Source organism: Stenotrophomonas sp. 82F1, from assembly GCF_056861525.1.
In genome coordinates this window covers 196766-213899 of record NZ_JBSPUD010000002.1, presented here as the reverse complement: position 1 = coordinate 213899, position 17134 = coordinate 196766, and the positions used below count along the sequence as shown (strand labels likewise).

At 64.9% G+C, this 17134-nt stretch carries 16 protein-coding genes; 9 read left to right on the top strand and 7 right to left on the bottom strand.

Annotation, left to right across the window (positions count from 1 at the left end; genetic code table 11):
- Window positions 1-48: 48 nt before the first annotated feature.
- On the top strand, window positions 49-1053 hold the full coding sequence (locus tag AC13GI_RS03320) for an extracellular catalytic domain type 1 short-chain-length polyhydroxyalkanoate depolymerase (RefSeq protein ID WP_482995489.1): 1005 nt from the start codon (window positions 49-51) through the stop codon (window positions 1051-1053).
- Window positions 1054-1170: 117 nt separating this feature from the next.
- Here AC13GI_RS03320 and AC13GI_RS03315 read toward each other — a convergent pair whose 3' ends face one another.
- Genes AC13GI_RS03315 through msuE form a run of 3 tightly spaced genes read right to left on the bottom strand, consistent with a single transcriptional unit; the run spans window position 1171 to window position 3868 of the window.
- Window positions 1171-2211: a methionine synthase gene (locus AC13GI_RS03315; protein ID WP_099818516.1), complete on the bottom strand. Its 1041-nt coding sequence runs from the start codon at window positions 2209-2211 to the stop codon at window positions 1171-1173.
- Between the two features lie 40 nt (window positions 2212-2251).
- A complete protein-coding gene (locus AC13GI_RS03310; RefSeq protein WP_482995488.1) occupies window positions 2252-3229 on the bottom strand; it encodes a DUF1852 domain-containing protein in 978 nt (325 codons plus the stop codon).
- 57 nt (window positions 3230-3286) lie between these two features.
- Entirely contained in the window at window positions 3287-3868 is a 582-nt protein-coding gene (gene msuE, locus AC13GI_RS03305) for an FMN reductase (protein ID WP_482995487.1), read from the bottom strand.
- Between the two features lie 174 nt (window positions 3869-4042).
- On the opposite strand from msuE, the gene AC13GI_RS03300 reads away from it, so the two are divergent.
- Together AC13GI_RS03300 and AC13GI_RS03295 are read left to right on the top strand one after the other, a co-directional pair.
- A complete protein-coding gene (locus tag AC13GI_RS03300; protein WP_482995606.1) occupies window positions 4043-4957 on the top strand; it encodes a LysR family transcriptional regulator in 915 nt (304 codons plus the stop codon).
- The gene (locus tag AC13GI_RS03295) at window positions 4957-5904 is read left to right on the top strand and encodes a methylenetetrahydrofolate reductase (RefSeq protein ID WP_482995486.1); all 948 of its coding nucleotides are present in this window, start codon (window positions 4957-4959) and stop codon (window positions 5902-5904) included. The genes AC13GI_RS03300 and AC13GI_RS03295 overlap by 1 nt, the downstream gene beginning before the upstream one ends.
- Here the strand turns inward: AC13GI_RS03295 and AC13GI_RS03290 are convergent.
- The 3 genes from AC13GI_RS03290 to AC13GI_RS03280 form a co-directional block, all read right to left on the bottom strand.
- Entirely contained in the window at window positions 5855-6787 is a 933-nt protein-coding gene (locus tag AC13GI_RS03290; protein WP_482995485.1) for an ABC transporter six-transmembrane domain-containing protein, read from the bottom strand. The genes AC13GI_RS03295 and AC13GI_RS03290 overlap by 50 nt on opposite strands.
- A 128-nt stretch (window positions 6788-6915) precedes the next feature.
- Window positions 6916-7992 (bottom strand): ATP-binding protein, encoded by a 1077-nt coding sequence (locus tag AC13GI_RS03285; protein ID WP_482995484.1) that lies wholly within the window; start codon window positions 7990-7992, stop codon window positions 6916-6918.
- Between the two features lie 3 nt (window positions 7993-7995).
- On the bottom strand, window positions 7996-8712 hold the full coding sequence (locus AC13GI_RS03280) for a response regulator (protein WP_482995483.1): 717 nt from the start codon (window positions 8710-8712) through the stop codon (window positions 7996-7998).
- A gap of 234 nt (window positions 8713-8946) precedes the next feature.
- On the opposite strand from AC13GI_RS03280, the gene AC13GI_RS03275 reads away from it, so the two are divergent.
- From AC13GI_RS03275 to AC13GI_RS03250, 6 genes are all read left to right on the top strand, one after another.
- The gene (locus AC13GI_RS03275; protein ID WP_482995605.1) at window positions 8947-10128 is read left to right on the top strand and encodes an efflux RND transporter periplasmic adaptor subunit; all 1182 of its coding nucleotides are present in this window, start codon (window positions 8947-8949) and stop codon (window positions 10126-10128) included.
- Window positions 10129-10130: 2 nt separating this feature from the next.
- Window positions 10131-12074, top strand: coding sequence for a MacB family efflux pump subunit (locus tag AC13GI_RS03270; RefSeq protein ID WP_482995482.1), 1944 nt, complete (start codon window positions 10131-10133; stop codon window positions 12072-12074).
- Window positions 12075-12173: 99 nt separating this feature from the next.
- The gene (locus AC13GI_RS03265) at window positions 12174-13361 is read left to right on the top strand and encodes a serine hydrolase domain-containing protein (RefSeq protein WP_482995481.1); all 1188 of its coding nucleotides are present in this window, start codon (window positions 12174-12176) and stop codon (window positions 13359-13361) included.
- A 71-nt stretch (window positions 13362-13432) separates the two neighbouring features.
- Window positions 13433-14014 (top strand): hypothetical protein, encoded by a 582-nt coding sequence (locus AC13GI_RS03260; RefSeq protein ID WP_482995480.1) that lies wholly within the window; start codon window positions 13433-13435, stop codon window positions 14012-14014.
- 96 nt (window positions 14015-14110) lie between these two features.
- The gene (locus AC13GI_RS03255; protein ID WP_482995479.1) at window positions 14111-15616 is read left to right on the top strand and encodes a serine hydrolase domain-containing protein; all 1506 of its coding nucleotides are present in this window, start codon (window positions 14111-14113) and stop codon (window positions 15614-15616) included.
- Between the two features lie 147 nt (window positions 15617-15763).
- Window positions 15764-16585 carry a trypsin-like serine protease gene (locus AC13GI_RS03250; RefSeq protein ID WP_482995478.1) on the top strand — a complete coding sequence of 274 codons (822 nt, stop codon included), beginning with the start codon at window positions 15764-15766 and terminating at the stop codon, window positions 16583-16585.
- A 45-nt stretch (window positions 16586-16630) separates the two neighbouring features.
- On the opposite strand, the gene AC13GI_RS03245 is transcribed toward AC13GI_RS03250, so the two are convergent.
- Entirely contained in the window at window positions 16631-17116 is a 486-nt protein-coding gene (locus tag AC13GI_RS03245) for a hypothetical protein (RefSeq protein WP_482995477.1), read from the bottom strand.
- Window positions 17117-17134 lie beyond the last annotated feature (18 nt).

Genomic DNA, 17134 nt, shown 5'->3' with positions numbered 1-17134 from the left:
GGATTTCCGGTACCACTTCATCCACGACTCACGCATGAGGATCTGGTCATGAAATCTGGAATCGATTCAATCAAGGCGCTGATGCTGCTGCTGTGCACCTGGCTGGCCACGGCGGGTACCGCAGCTGCGGCAGACCCCGCCGGGCATTGGGATGTTGGCCTGTACGGCAATCTGTTCGGTGCCCGCGAGTACCAGGTATGGGTGCCGGCCGGCTACGACCAAACGCAGCCGCTGCCCCTGTTGCTGGTGCTGCACGGCTGCGTGACCGGGCCGAACCTCATGGGCGAGGCCTCCGGCTTCAACGAGGTGGCCGATACCGAAGGCCTCATCGTGGTCTATCCCCGGCAGAACGTGACCTCCAATCCGGCACGCTGCTGGAACTGGCAGCTGCCGATCAACCAGGCGCGCGACAGCGGCGAGGCCTCGATCCTGGCCGGCATCGTGGACAAGGTGAAGACGGGCTACAGCATCGATCCGCATCGCGTGTACGTCACCGGAATTTCCGCCGGCGGGGCGATGACCTCGATCATGCTGGCCTGCTATTCGGACGTGTTCGCTGCGGGCGCGATCCATTCCGGTGGCATGTACAAGGGCGCGACCACGATCTCCGGCAGCGCCTACGCGCTGTTGGCCGGGAGCATCTACTCACCGGACAGCAACGGGCGGCTGGCCTGGCAGTGCTCGGGTTCGCCGTCACCGCGACCGATCCCGGTGCTGGTATTCCACGGCACCGCCGACGCTACGGTGAACCCGGTGAACGGACAGCAGGCCGTGCGCCAGTTTCTGCAGACCAATGACCTGGCCGACGATGGCCTGGACAACGACTCGGTGAAGTATGTGCCGACCAACATCTTCCATGGCCAGGTGCCGGGTGGGCGCGCCTATACCGTCGATAGCTACACCTACGGCGGCAGGACGCTGGTCCAGCATTACGTGGTACAGGGCATGGGGCATGCCTGGAGCGGCAGCCAGTCGGGGTTGCCGTTCACCGATCCCAAGGGGCCGGATGCCACGCTGATCACGTGGCTGTTCCTGAAGGATCAGCAGCGCTGAGTATCGGGGCGCAAGGGTAGGGGAGGCGGCGCCAGTGCGGGAGTGGAGGGCTCCCGCGCTGGCACGCGGCCTTTGCTTCGCGGAGCGGAGCGTGTTCGACAGGATGCCCTGGCCCGCTCAGCCCTGGGCCAGAAGCTCCTCGCGGATGATCTGTGCGCCTGCGCTGAGCGCGCGCAGCTTGCCCCGCGCCACCTCACGCGCCAGCGGCGCCATGCCGCAGTTGGTGCTGGGGTAGAGCTTGTCAGCATCCACGAACTGCAGCGCCTTGCGCAGGGTAGTGGCCACTTCTTCCGGCGTCTCCACCACGCTGGACGCCACGTCGATGGCACCGACCATCACCTTCTTGCCGCGCACCAGCTCGATCAGGTCAATCGGCACGTGCGAGTTGTGGCACTCCAGCGAGATGATATCGATGCTGGAGGTCTGCAGCTTCGGGAACGATTCTTCATATTGGCGCCATTCCGAACCCAGCGTCTGCTTCCAGTCGGTGTTGGCCTTGATGCCATAGCCATAGCAGATATGCACCGCCGTTTCGCACTTGAGCCCTTCGACCGCGCGCTCCAGCGCGGCCACGCCCCAGTCGTTCACTTCGTCGAAGAATACGTTGAATGCCGGCTCATCGAACTGGATGATGTCCACGCCGGCCGCCTCCAGTTCCTTGGCTTCCTCGTTGAGGATCTTCGCAAACTCCCATGCCAGCTTCTCGCGGCTCTTGTAGTGCGCGTCATACAGGGTGTCGATCATGGTCATCGGGCCCGGCAGTGCCCATTTGATCGGCTGCGTGGTCTGCCTGCGCAGGAACTTCGCATCGTCCACAAACACCGGCTTCGGGCGGCTGACAGCGCTCACCACGGTGGGCACACTGGCGTCGTAGCGGTCGCGGATGCGGACGGTTTCACGCTTCTGGAAGTCGACGCCACTGAGGTGTTCGATGAAGGTGGTGACGAAATGCTGCCGCGTCTGTTCGCCGTCACTGACGATGTCGATGCCGGCGTGCTGCTGTTCCTGCAGGGACAGGCGCAGGGCATCCTGCTTGCCTTCAATCAGGCCGTCATCCTGCAGCTTCCAGGGCGACCAGAGCTTTTCCGGCTCGGCGAGCCAGGAGGGCTTGGGCAGGCTGCCTGCGGTGGAGGTGGGGAGCAGTTTCTTCGTCGACATTGCGTCTTGTGTCCTGAGGGGCGAATGGAAAAGCGGTGGATCAGCGGGCGGCCCACTGCTCAAGCACGGCGCGGTATGGCTTGATGAAGTGTTCTTCGGTGAACCTGCCCTGCTTGACGGCCAGCTGGCTGCGCTCCTCGCGGTCGTAGACGATGCGGGTGGAGGAGTAGTCCTGGTGCTTCAGGCTGGGCTGGTAGACCTTGCCGGCCACGGAATTGGCGTTGTAGATCTCCGGGCGGTAGATCTTCTGGAAGGCTTCCATCGTGCTGATGGTGCCGATCAGTTCCAGATTCGAGTAGTCGCCCAGCAGGTCGCCCTGGAAGTAGAACGCCAGCGGCGCGACGCTGCCTGGCGGCATGAAATAGCGCACCCGCAGGCCCATCTTGTCGAAGTACTGGTCGGTAGGAGAGAACTCGTCCTGGCGGTATTCCACGCCCAGGATGGGGTGGTGGTTCTCGGTGCGGTGGTAGGTCTTGCTGCTGGAAACGCTGATGCAGATCACCGGTGCCTTGTTGAACTGCGCGCGGTAGGCGTCGGACTGCAGGAAGTGCTTGAACAGCTTGCCGTGCAGATCGCCAAAGTCTTCGGGAATGGAGAAGCTGTCCTTGCCCTCGTTGCTGGCGGGCAGTACCACGCTGAAATCGTAGTCACGCACATACGACGAGAAGTTGTTGCCGACAATGCCTTCGGTGCGCGCGCCGGTGTGCGTATCCACCAGGGTGGGGCGCAGCACTTCGATCAGCGGGAACGGATCGCTGCCATCGCTGCCATCGATGTGCATCTCCACCGAGATGATGTCCAGCTCCACCACGTAGCGATCGGCGTTGGGGTTGTCCCAGTGCGCCAGATCGTTGCAGCGGTTGTTGATCATGCCGAGCGTGTTGCGCAGGTTTTCCTGGCGGGATTCGCCGCGGGCCAGGTTGGCGAAGTTGGTGGTGATGCGCGTGCCGTCAGCGGGCTGGTAGTCCTCGTTGAAAGGAATGCGGGTGATGCTGAAGGTGAAGGTGTTGGTGGTCATGGGCGGCGTTCCGGTTTGCGGGGTGACATCCGAATGCAGGTCGATGGCATTCGGCGTTCAGAGAGCGGCAGCGGCCACAAGGGGAACAGGTGCTGCGCGATGGGAGAGGGCAAGCAACGGCATCGCCCGCTGTACCGCCAGGCGCGCCCGCTGGATCAGTGCTTCGTCGTGTACACGGCCGTCGGCGAAATCACGATCGGTCGCGTAAACGCCCAGGGGCAGGGTACGGGCCTGGAAGAAGCTGAAGAGCGGTCGCAGCTGGTGGTCGATCACCAGCGCGTGGCGCTCGCTGCCGCCGGTTGCGGCCAGCAGGATCGGGGTGTCGACCAGCGCGTCCTGGTCGATGAAGTCGAAGAAGTGCTTGAACAGACCGGTGTACGAACCGCGGTAGACCGGCGTGGCCACCACCAGCACATCGGCCTGCTCGACAGCGACCAGCTGCCGCTCCACGGTCTCGGGCAACTGCGAGCGCCAGAGCGCCCCGGCCAACTGCGGCGCCAGCGCACCCAGTTCAATCAGGTGCTGATCGCAGGGGACGCCTTCGCCAATCAGGTCCAGCAGGTGCTCGGCCAGGGTCGCGGCCCTTGAGGGGCGCTGCAGCCCGCCGGAAACGGCGACGATACGGAGGGGGCGGGTCATCTCTTCGCTTCAGCTGGGGAGGGGCTCCTTCGAGTGATCTGCAGGGGCGCAGTTCTGCAGGCCGGCGGGGTGGCCGGGCTGGCAGGCATCCGAAGGCATGAACCGATGCTAGCCAGCCCTTCCCATGACGTAAAATGGTATTACTTCACCAATCCATGAGTGAAATTCATCGTCATGTTGGAGCGCATCCATCTCAGCATCGTGCAGCAGGTCGAGCAGCAAGGTTCGCTGACCGCTGCCGCAGGCGTGCTCAACCTGACCCAGTCGGCCCTGAGCCACAGCATGAAGAAGCTGGAGCAGCAGCTGGGCACCAACGTCTGGCTGCGCGAGGGCCGCAGCCTGCGCCTCACCCAGGCCGGCCAGTACCTGCTGGCGGTCGCCAACCGGGTGCTGCCGCAGCTGGACCTGGCCGAGGAACGGCTGGGCCAGTTCGCACAGGGCGAGCGCGGTGCGCTGCGCATCGGCATGGAATGCCATCCCTGCTATCAGTGGCTTCTGAAGATCGTCTCGCCCTATCTGGCCAGCTGGCCCGACGTCGATGTGGACGTCAAGCAGAAGTTCCAGTTCGGGGGGATCGGCGCGCTGTTCGGCTACGAGATCGACCTGCTGGTCACGCCCGACCCGCTGCTGAAGCCCGGCCTGAAGTTCGTCCCCGTGTTCGACTACGAGCAGGTGCTGGTGGTGGCCAAGGGCCACGCGCTGGCCAAGGTGGACTACGTAAAGCCGCGTCAGCTCAGCCAGGAAGTGCTGATCAGCTACCCGGTGCCGTTCGAGCGGCTGGACATCTACAACCAGTTCCTGCTGCCGGCCGGGATCACGCCCAGGCGGCACAAGACCATCGAAACCACCGACATTATGATGCAGATGGTGGCCAGTGGCCGTGGCGTGGCGGCCATGCCGCGCTGGCTGGTGGAGGAGTATGCCGCCCGCATGGACGTGGTGCCGGTACGGCTGGGCGCCAAAGGCATTCCCAAGCAGATCTATCTGGGTGCGCGCGAGGCGGATACCGGCATCGATTACCTGCAGGCGTTTGTCGAGCTGGCACGGCACAGCTCCACCAGCGCCGGCAACCTGCGCGGAGCCGGCTGATGTCGGGGGCTGTCGACCGCCGGGCTCCGATTCTGGCGGGCACGCCCGACCGCGCGCAGCGGGCGCAGGCCTTCATCGGCGCCGCTTCCCTGGAAGTCAGCGCCAAGGCCCTGCCTGCGCTGCACGCAGAGGTGGCCCGCATCGCACCGGGGACGATGATCTCCATTCCCTACCTGCCCAGCGAGGACGACCCTGCCCGACTGGCCGCAGTACGCGCGGTGCGCGAACTGGGTTTCGAGCCGATGCCACACCTTTCGGCACGCCGCATCGTCTCGCGCGCGGCGCTTGAGCACTTCATCGACCGTGCCGTCATCGACGCCGGTGTCGAGCGCTGTCTGTTGATCGCGGGTGATCTTTCCACCCCCGCCGGGCCGTTTGCCGACAGTGCGTCGATCATCGAGAGCGGTGTGCTCGACCGCGCCGGCATCAAGGTTGTCGCTGTGGGCGGGCATCCGCAAGGTCATCCGGTGATGACCAGCGCCGATCGCTGGCGCGTGCTGGAACGCAAGTGCCAGCTTATTGAAGCGCGGAGCATGAAGCCGCTGATCATCACTCAGTTCGCATTCGATGCCGATAGCGTGCTGACCTGGTTGAATGAACTCCGCGGCCGCGGCATCACCCCTCCGGTGCTGGCGGGCGTTCCCGGGCCCGCCAGCATCGCGCGGCTTGTACGATATGCGGCGATGTGCGGCGTGTCTGCAAGCACCTCGATGCTGTCCCGCTACGGCATCTCGATCGGCCGCTTGCTGGGCAGGGCGGGGCCGGATGTGTTCGTGGATCGCCTGGTGGACGGGTTGACCGAAGCCCATGGCCAGGTCAGCCCGCATCTGTTTCCCTTCGGGGGTATCGCAGCATCCATGGAATGGGTGGAGCACTACCGGATGCGGGCGGGCGAGCTCATGGCCCAGGACGGGCACTGTCCTCCGCATCCTCCATCCCCGGGCTGACCCGACGGCCGATGTCCTTCAGGCGGGCCAGCTGGTCAACCATCGACGGTGCATCGTCGAGGCTGCCGACAAAGGTCCACAGGTAGGTCATCACTGCATAGACGTGGCCCGGTGTGATGCCATCGGTGGTGGCGAGGCGGCCGATGGTCAAGGCAAACAGCACCGCCGCCGCACCGCCGACGACCACGAAGGCGCCTGCCTCGCGATCGGACAGCAGGATGCGCAGCCGTGACAGTGTGGTGTAGTGGCGGCGCAGCACCGACGGGCTGACCCGGTCCACCAGCCGGATTTCATGCTCCAGCCGGTTGTTCAAACGTCCGTGCAGCTGTTCGTTGCGCCGCGCGAACGAAGGCAGCAACAGCAGTGCGCCGAGCAGGGCAATGAGACTGGCCGCGCCAACCAGGGGCTCGATTGCCAGCAGCATCGCCGCCGCGCCGAACATGGAAACCAACGCCGTGGCGATGATCGGCACGTGCTTCTCGAAGAAGTCGACGAACTCGCGGGCCAGCACCACCCGCGCCGCCGAGGTGGAGGTGGCCTGGCCCAGCCGTCGCTGCGTCTGCACCACGTTCACTGCCAGATCGGCATAGATGCGGGTGAACGTGCGCGTATCCACCGCACGCCGGGCGGCACCGACCAGCCAGAACAACAGCACCACGCCCGCGTAGGAAATGGCATGGCCGACGTTGCCACGGATGATCGCATCCACCGCGAAGCCGGCGAACAGCGGATAGGCGAGCAGCAGCGCATTCTCCAGCGCCACCAGCGAGAAGGTGCCGGTGAGCTGCCAGGGGTAGGTACGCAGGATGACCTTCAATGTGGCGGCCGCATTCTGTTGGCCGATGCTGCCGGCTGCGGTGGCCGGATCGTGCGCGTGTTTCATGGGAACCTGGATGGATCGAGGGTGGGGCAGGGAATCGAGGCAGGAACCCCCGGCAACACCCAGTATCGGCAGCGCCTTGGAGCGGGGATGGAGGAACGATGGAGATCGCGTGGAGAAGCCGGTGGCGTTCAGCGACGGCCGTGCACCGGCCAGCGGATCTCGAACACAGTGCCGCCACGCTCGCTGGGCCGGCACTGAGCCGTTCCGTGATGGGCCACGGCGATCGCGCGCACCACCGCCAGGCCGAGCCCGGAACCGCCGCCCTGCCGGGAACGTGACACATCGGTGCGCTGGAAGGCATCGAAGATGCTGTCGCGCAGTTCATCCGGCACGCCGGGCCCGCCGTCGTCCACGGTCACGGCGCAGTGCCCCGCGGCCAGCTTCACATACACCCGCAGCGGGCAAGGCGTAGCGTGGCGGCGCGCGTTCTCCAGCAAGGCCAGGACTGCCTGGCGGATGCGTGCGGGATCGCAGTCTGCCAGCGCGGCGCGAGCCTCCAGCGTCACCGAGAAGCCACTCTCGGCCAACGCATCGGACATCGCTTCTATTACCGCAGCCACCTGTACGCTGACGTCGCTGCGCTGCAGCCGCAGGTCCAGATGACCACTTTCGGCCAGGCTCACCACGCGCAGGTCTTCGATGATGCGGGTCAGGCCTTCCAGCTGGGTCAGCATGCTGGTGAACTGCTCCAGCCGTGGCTCGAACACACCGTCGGCGATGCCCTGCAGGCGACCGCGCAGAATCGTCATCGGCGTACGCAGTTCGTGCGCGATGGCCGCGTTCCAGAACACCCGGTTCTGCGACATCCGGCTCAGCCGCTCGGCCATGGAATTGAAGTCGCTCACCAGGGTAGCCGCTTCGATCATCGAGGTGTGGTCGCCGCGCGCACGTGCATCCAGATCGCCGCTGGCCACGCGGCGCAGGCTTTCGGCCACCGAGTTCAAGGGGGTGATGATGCGCCAGGTCAGGCGCGAAGCGATCAGCGACGCCAATATGATGACCACCATGGCGGTGAGGCCGATCCACAGCCATTCCAGCCCCGACGGCAGCATCGTCTGCGGGGTGTCGTACCAGCGCGGGTAGAACACTTCCATCAGGTAATAGAACAGATAGAAGCCGGCGATCGACAGCACCGTCGAACACAGCGATGCCACCACGATCGAAAGCGTGATCTGACGGCCGATGCTCTTGCCTCTACTGGTCATCCGTCAGCCCAGCAAGCGGTAGCCAACGCCGCGGATGGTCGCCGGAATGCCGCGCACGCCCACATCCTCCAGCTTGCGGCGCAGCTTGCTCACGTGGCTGTCCACCGTGCGTTCCTGGGCATCGCCCTCGGGCAGGCAGGCGTGCAGAAGATCGGCGCGCACATGTACCTGGCGCGGCGCACGGGCCATGTGCACCAGCAGGCGGAATTCAGTGAGGGTGACCGTCAACGCATGTCCTTGGCCGTCGACATTGACCGTCACATCGTGGCTGCGCAGATCGATCTCGAACGGCCCCTGCCGGATCACGCCGTTGGCCACATCGGCCACGCAAGGCGCGCTACGGCGCAGCACCGCCTGGATACGCGCGACGATCTCGGCCGGATTGAACGGCTTGGCTACATAGTCGTCGGCGCCCACGCGCAGGCCGGTCAGCTTGTCCAGGTCCTGATCGAGTGCGGTGAGCATGATGACCGGGGTGTTGCCGCGCCGGCGCAGTTCGCTCAGTACCTGCCAACCATCCTTCTTCGGCATCTGCACATCCAGCAGCACCAGGTCGGGGCGCAGCTGGTGGTGGATAGCCAGCGCCGCCTCGCCATCGCTGGCCCTGACACTACGCATTCCGGATCGCGCCAGGTAGGCGCCAACGATGTCGGCGATTTCACCTTCATCTTCGGCAATCAGGATCAAAGGCATCTGATGGGTGCGGATATCGCGCTTCATTGCAGGCAGGGGACGGATGACCCCAGCGAGGCTAGCGCTGCTTGATGGAGACCCGGTCGAGATTGTGTCGAGATTGTGTGGACCCGCGCCTGGGTTCAGCGGCGGGCGGTGCACCTGAACGCAGGCCCCGGCTCCATGCGATCTCCACACGGGCTCCAGGAAACGTCCAACCAAGGCTCCCAGACTGAGGGCTTGGCGGTCGCGATGGGTGACCGCAAGCAGCCGGGCATCCCGATGAAAACCCGCAAGACTCTGATCATCGCCGCCGCCGTGGCCACCCTTGCGGGCAGTGCCGGCTGGTGGGCGTTCGCCGATGGCGATGATGGCGCCCTGATCACCGCGCCGGCAAGGGTAGCGGATCTGGAGAAGACCGTGCAGGCGGTGGGCCGGGTCAATCCGAAGGAACTGGTGGCGGTGGGCGCGCAGGTGTCCGGGCAGGTCAAACGCCTGCACGTGGTGCTGGGCCAGCGCGTGCACGCCGGTGAACTGATCGCCGAGGTCGACTCGCAACCGCAGCGCATCGCCCTGCGCAGTGCCGAAGCGTCCACCAACGCACTGCGCGCACAGCATGCCGCCAGCGTGGCCCGCTATGCGCAAGCCAGCCGGATTCACGATCGCCAGTCGCAGTTGGTGGTATCGCGGCTGGTCTCGCAGGAGGGCTTCGAGGCCGCCCGGGTGGCACGTGATGCGGCACGCTCGGAGGTGGCTGCATTGCAGGCGCAGATCGATCAAGCGGTGACCCAGGTGGAAACGGCCCGGATCAACCTGGGCTACACCCGCATTCTCTCGCCGACCGACGGCTACATCGTCGCCATCGTCACCAAGGCCGGGCAGACGCTGAACTCCATGCAGACCACGCCGACTATCGTGATGCTGGCGCAGATGGACACGATGACCGTACGTGCCGAGATCGCCGAGGCCGACGTGGAACTGATCGCGCCTGGCCAGCCCTTGTGGTTCTCGACACTGGGGCCGAGCGGACGCCGTTACGAATCCCATCTGCAGCAGCTGGAGCCCGCGCCGTCCTCGATTGCCGACGCGGCTTCGGCCACCACCGGCAGTTCGGCGCAGACACCAAAGGCGGTGTACTACGCGGGCCTGTTCGATGTGGCCAACCCTGGCCTGAAGCTGAAACCTTCGATGACCGTGAAGGTGACGCTGCAGCTGGCCCGGGCCAGCAACGCACTGCAGGTGCCGCTGACCGCGCTGACCGGATCGGATGGCAACGACGGCAATCGCGGCAGCGTGCGCGTGGTTGATGCCAAGGGGCGTGCCCACGAGCGCGCGGTGACCACCGGCCTGCGCACCGCCACCGCCGTGCAGATCCTGTCCGGCCTGCGGGTTGGCGAGAACGTGGTGGTCGGCCAGGCCCCGAGTGGCGGCGAGCCGCAGGCCACCAGCCTGCTGGGGATGTGAGCATGACCCACGCGCTGCTTCAATTGCACGGCGTATCGCGCGCCTACAGCACTGCCGCCGGTGACGTGGTGGTGCTGAAGGAGGTATCGCTGCGCATCGATGCCGGCGAGTTCATCGCCATCATCGGCCCATCAGGCTCGGGCAAGTCAACGCTGATGAACATCCTCGGCTGTCTCGACCGCCCCAGCCAAGGGAGTTACCGCGTAGACGGTGCGGCCACCGAACAGATGCCTCCGGACGAGCTGGCACGCCTGCGCCGCGAACACTTCGGTTTCATCTTCCAGCGCTACAACCTGATGGAGAATCTGAGCGCCACCGAGAACGTGGCGCTGCCAGCGATCTACGCAGGCGTGGATGCCTCAACGCGCACGGCGCGGGCACGCGTACTGCTGGAAACGCTGGGGCTGGGCGCACGTACCGGCAACCGGCCGAGCCAGCTGTCCGGCGGCCAACAGCAGCGCGTATCCATCGCCCGTGCGTTGATGAACGGCGGCGCCATCGTGCTGGCCGACGAGCCCACCGGCGCGCTGGACCATGCCAGTGGCCAACAGGTGATGGCCGAATTGAAGCGCCTGCATGCGCACGGCCACACGGTCATCCTGGTGACCCACGATGCATCGGTTGCCGCCCACGCGGCACGCGTAATTGAGATCGCAGACGGGCGCGTCGTGGCTGATCGCGGTGCGGGCGGTCGCGCGGCCGCGTGCGCCAGATCCGCGCCCGAGACCGAACAGTCGTCGCGTGCCGGGCGCCGTGCTCGACTGGATGGCGTGCGCGAGATTGCACACATGGCAGTGCGCTCGATGCTGGCCCATCGCCTGCGCACGTTGCTGACCATGCTCGGCATCATCATCGGCGTAGCCGCCGTGGTCACCGTGGTGGCATTGGGCAAAGGCGCACAGGCGCAGGTGGAATCACAGATCAACGAGCTCGGTGCCAGTACACTGGAGATCTTCCCGGGCGCCGACTTCGGTGACCCGCGTTCGGCAGAAATCGAAACGCTGGTGGTCGCCGATGCCGACCATCTGGCCGCACTCAGCTACGTGGACAGCGTCAGCCCGTCCTTGAGCGGCTCGGTGGCCGCGCTGCAGGGCAGCCGACGGGCCAACACGCAGGTGATGGGCGTTGGCGCAGATCTGCCGCGCGTACGCGGCCTGCGCCTGAAGGCCGGGCGCTTCTTCACCGAGCACGAAGTGGAGGCGTATCGTGCGGTCGGCGTGGTCGATCAGAAAGCGGCCACGGCGCTGTTCGACGGCGACCCGATCGGCAGTACCGTACTGCTGGGCGGTATGCCGGTGGAGGTCATCGGCGTGGTCGGCGCCAGCGCCTTTGCCGGTGGAGCAACACCGACGGTCTATGTGCCGCATACTTCCGCCGCCTCACGTTTGTTGGGCAGCCAGCGTCTGGAGAGCATTACCGTGCGTGTGCGCGACAACGTGTCGACCAAGGCAGCCGAAGCCTTGCTGGGCGCCGAACTGCAGCGCCGGCATGGCCGCCGCGATTTCTTCATCTACAACGCCGACCAGATCCGCAAAGCGGTGATGAAGTCCAGCCAGACCATGGCGGCACTGGTGTCCGCCATTGCCGCGGTGGCGCTGGTGGTGGGTGGGGTGGGGGTAATGAACATCATGCTGGTATCGGTGAAAGAGCGCGTGCGCGAGATCGGCGTGCGCCTGGCCGTGGGCGCGCGGCAAGGCGACATCCTGCGCCAGTTCCTGATCGAAGCGGTGCTGATCTGTCTCTTCGGCGGCGTACTTGGCGTGCTGCTGGCCTTCATTGCGGGTGCGCTGTCCAGCCTGTTGTCGCTGGGCGTACCGTTCCTGTTTACCGCCGCGCCGGTACTGGTTGCACTGGCGTGTTCGTCGGCCATCGGCCTGGCCTTTGGTTACTTCCCCGCGCGCAGTGCCGCGCAGCTGGACCCGATCCAGGCCTTGGCGGCGGAGTAGGCGGCGGGCGTGGCCAGCCGTGAGAACAGGCACAGGCGTGGGCCCTGGCCATCGGCTATCTTAAGGCCCCATTCCGTACCTCCCTTCAAGCAGCGACGCATGCACGCGACTTCGATGAGTGTCCGAAACAGGCGATGGCTTAGCTGCCTCTTGGCGTCCGCCGCGCTGTTGGTTGCAGGCTGCGCCAGCGAAAAGGTTCCAACGAAGGATCTGGGGACGGAGATCGATGAGGTCGCCGCAACGCTGGTCCAGCAGCCGTTGCTTCATTCAACCTCGATCGGCGTCGTGTACCGGGGCAAGGAATTCATCCGTCATCGCGGCGACATGGAAACCGGCAAGCCAGGCCCTCCCACCGATGCGACGCTCTACGAGATCGGTTCGTTGAGCAAGACCCTGGCCGGCACCCTGATGGCCAATGCCGTCCTGGAACACAGGGTGAGTCTGGACGACGATGTTCGGCAGTACCTGCAGGGGGACTACCCGAACCTGCAGTACAAGGGCGAGCCCATCCGCATCCGCCACCTGCTGTCGCACACCAGCGGCCTGCCGAACATGTTGCCGGAACGCGCGAACACGGTGCTGGCAGACTTCACCGATCATCGTACGCCCAGCGAACTCAACGCCATCTACGCGCACTACGGCAAGGCTGACTTCTTCAAGGACCTGCACACCGTCGAGATCGGCCGGGCGCCCGGCAAGGATTACGCGTACTCAAGTGCCGGGACGGAGCTGACGGCGCATATCCTCGAAACCGTCTACAAGCGCGACTACGCGTCGCTGCTGCGCGGATTTCTCGGTGATTCCGCCGCAATGACCGACGTCAGGATCCAGCTGGGCGACGCCGAAGCGCTCCGGCTTGCAGCCGGCTATCACAGTGACAACCCGGTGCCGACCACACCGATGCCGCAGTTGCCATGGGGCGCCTCCGGAAACGTGAAGGCGACCGTCCCGGAAATGGTGAAGTACCTCAGGTTCCAGCTGGCCAATGGGCCCGTGGTAAAGGAATCGCATCGCCCCTTGGTCCAGTTCGATTCCGGGTTCAGCATCGGCTACTTCTGGAACATCGTCGCCAGCGATCACCTGAAGGGCGTCTACTACGCCCATCATGGTGGCGTACCGCGTTCGCAGTGCTACATCTACATCGTGCCCAAGTATGATCTTGGCATCTTCGTCATCACCAACCAGAGCGGCGACCAGACGGCGCGCGCCATGGAGACGGCGATCGATACGCTGGTCGAGAAGATTGCCGCGCGGGAGACTCTTGCTGGTGATGGGATTTCCCGTTAGCGCCCCCGCGATTTCCGTCTGTCGGTGTAGTGCCGAACGGTCTTGGCACCCCCAGGCAGGAGTATTTCGTTTTGATCATCCGTACGTTGAACGTGGTCCTGCTGCTCGCAGGCCTGGGGCTTGCCATGGCGCCCGCCGCGCCAGCGGCAGAATCAATCCGCAAGACCGCTCCCAAACAGGAGGACATTGATCGAGCGCTGGCGCTCGTGTCCTGCAAGGCCGATCGCACGGCATTCCGGACCTTGGCCTATCAGTTGCGTGACATCGCAACCAGCGGAAAGCCGTCGGCTGGCTGGCAGCAGATCGCCGGCAAGGCCGGGGGCTACAGCAACGCACTGGGCGATATGCCCGGTGTTGTCGCGGAAATGCAGCTTCCCGCCCCGGTTCTCGTCTTCGGCCATCCATCCACGCGGTTGATACTGTCGCGCAGTTCCGTGGTGGCCGTCTTCGATGAAGCCCTTGCTGCGGACCTCGGCAAGGCCCTGTCCCTCGACACGTCGGGGGCGCAGGGTGTCCCCGCAGGAATGCGCGTGGTGCGGTCAGCGCCGGAGGCCCACGGCGACGGCATCGAAGTGATGGCACTGGTGGCCCAGCGCATCGACGCCGACCCGACGCCGATCGCCGTAGCCGGGTGCCTGTACTTCACACGATGAAAGGCTGGCACCCATAGGCCATCAGTCATGGCTCCCGTTACAGCCTGCGACTGCTCGGCACAGCTACACTGCGCCTTTCCCAAGTGAGGCCTGTAGATGCCCAGCGCCACTCTGCTGTTCGCGCAACACGCAAGACGCTTTCTGTTGCGAACTGTGCTGGCAGCAACAAGCGCCATGGCGATAGTGATCGGCATTTCGGGACAGGCGAGAGCGGCGGCCAATCCCGCCGAGTTGAAGCAGCTGGTAGACAGCTATGCAGCGAACCGTGACTTCAACGGCGTGGTGCTTGTGGCCCAGCATGGAAGGGTGCTGTACCGCGGCGCCTACGGCCTGGCCAACCGCGAATGGCAGGTGCCGAATGTGGGCGAGGGCGTGTTTCGCATCGGCTCACTGACCAAGCCGATCACCGCCATCCTGGTGATGCAATTGGTGCAGGAGAACAGGCTGCGGCTGGATGGGACACTGGGTGAGTACCTGCCGGCGCTCTACGCCAACACACCGGCCGCCCCGGTAACCGTGGCGCAGCTGCTGAACCATACCTCCGGCATTGCCGATCTGCCTCGCAGCTATGACGACCCGTGGTGGCAAACACAGGCCCGGCTCTCGCTCGAGCCGGTTGATTTCGCGAAGGCGTGGATCCCCGCGAAGCTGCAAAGCGCTCCGGGAACAGAGTGGCGCTACAACAACAACGGCTATTTCCTGCTTGGCCTGATCATCGAGAAGGTGACGGGCACCAGCTACGAAGCCAACCTTCGAAGCCGGGTTCTGGACAAGGCAGGCATGAAGGACAGCGGGCTGTATCGCGCCAACGAACTCATTCCACGCTTGGCGACGGGCTATCAAACCCGGCCCGACCTCAGCCTGGCTCGCCCCATGCCCATCGATCCGAGCGTCTCGTTCTCGGCAGCCGGCCTGTACTCCACCGTCGACGATCTGCTTCGCCTGGACCAGGCCCTGCAGGGCGATTCGTTGCTGACCGAGCCGTCGCGGCAGGCAATGTGGACCGACCATCGCTCGGGCTATGGGTACGGCTGGGAAGTGGAGAGCTGGCCCTTGCCGGCCGGTGGCACCTACAAGGTGGAATCGCATACGGGCAGCGTTCCCGGCTATCAGAGCTACTGGCTCCGCGCCGAGCAGGACCAGTCTGCGGTGATCATCCTGGACAACTACTGGCAGGGCGAGACGGTAGCGACCTTGGGCAAGGACCTGATGGCAGTACTGCACGGCAAGCCGATTGCCCTCGCCAAAAAGAACCTGGGCGACCTGCTGGTACCGCTGGCCCTGTCACAGGGCGTGGCGGGCATGGCCCGAGCCTACGAGGGGCTGGGCACGACCGCCGGACAATACGACACGTCCGAGAAGGCGCTGAACTCGCTGGGCTATCGCCTGTTGAGAATGAAGCGCATGGCAGAGGCCGTGGCGGTGTTCCAATGGAATGCCAGTGCGCATCCGGAATCCGCGAATGTCCACGACAGTCTCGGTGAAGCCTACCGTGCCAATGGACAGCGTGATCAAGCGATAAGCAGTTACCGCAGAGCCGCCCAGCTTGCGCCCGATGATGCGCGCCTGCGCGGGATTCTGAAGGAGCTGGAAGGCCAGTGAATTCAGGGCTGCCGTGATGCCGGAGCTGCGGGCTACACCCTCGGCGCTTCCTCGTACGGGTGTGGGACTTGGGGGGCGCGCACGTAGTGCCCGGGACGGATCTGTTCGGCAAGGCTGCGACAACTGAGCACAAGGATGAACGTACCCATGATTCGCTGGCTGTTCCTGGCGCTTGCCGCGCTGCCATTGTGCGCCGGGGCTATCGTCATCCGCGATGACGTTGACGATGCCCGATACCGGATCGACGGAACGGAGTTTCCTGCTCTGGCCGATATGCCGGGCGAGGGGCAGGGCGTTCTGATCGCTCCCAGATGGGTATTGACGGCGGCGCATGCAGCTCCGATGGAAGGGATGGGAGCCACAATCGCCATCAATGGAACGGACTACGGCGTGGAGCGCGTGTTCCTGCATTCCGGCTACAGGAGAATGCCTGAGGCCTTGGGCAAGGAGGCACTGGCAACGGGAAATCCCGCCAAGATCCACGCGTTCCTGGCCGAAACGGATGACATCGCACTGATCAGGCTTCAGGCACCCGTGAATGATGTGCAGCCCGTGCCGCTCTATCGAGGCACCGCTGAGGTCACGCAGATCGCAGCGCTGATTGGGAAGGGCGCCACCGGCAATGGCGCCGTTGGGCTGGTGCCGGGCGGGCCGCATCGCACGACGCTGCGGCGTGCGTACAACGCCATTACTGGCGGTAACGATCGGTATCTCTGGTACCGTTTCGATGCTCCTCCGCATGGCCTGCCGCTTGAAGGCGTGCTGGGTAACGGCGACAGCGGCGGCCCACTGATCATCAACAATCACGGAATCTTGCAGCTGGTGGGCCTCGGTTCCTGGATCACTGCCGTTCCCGAGCACGCGCTTGAAGCGGGCTTCTATGGCCAGGTTGTCTACAACGTACGTGTATCTCGTTACATCGACTGGATAGAGAGCGTAATGCGCACCAGCGATGACGCGTCACGCTGATCCTCCGTTCGCCTCCATCTTTGGCGGGTAGGCGTGGTTGGACGCTCAGCGCATCGCGCATGTTGTCGAGGTGGACCGTGGGGCGGGAACCCGCCAGACCTGTTCACCCTCCTCGTCATCGCCGACGTAGAACGCGATGCGCCCATCCTCCTCGTAGCGGAGAGTAGGGCTGAAGGTAATGCTATCGATTTCGCTGCCCTTGCCGATGAAACGCATTTCGCCGCCACAGACAAAGTTCGAGCCGGGCGCCTCTCCCAGCGCGCCACAGTTCAGTGGCGAGGATTCGGCACGGTCCAGCTGCTTTACGCGAGGCTGGATGCGTCCCTGGTCAGCCAGTTCGCAGAAGTAGTCGGCGATGGTGTTGCGCATCTCGGCTTGCGACGGCATCCACGCCGGGCAACCGGATGCATCAGCTTTGCAGCTGCTTGCTGGCGCGGTGGAAGCAGGCCGCGGGGGCGATGCCGCGATTGCCATGGAGAGCGGCAGCTGGGACGCCGCTATGGCAAGCAACAGGCGCGCGGAGACGAGCATGCATATCCCTGGTCGGTT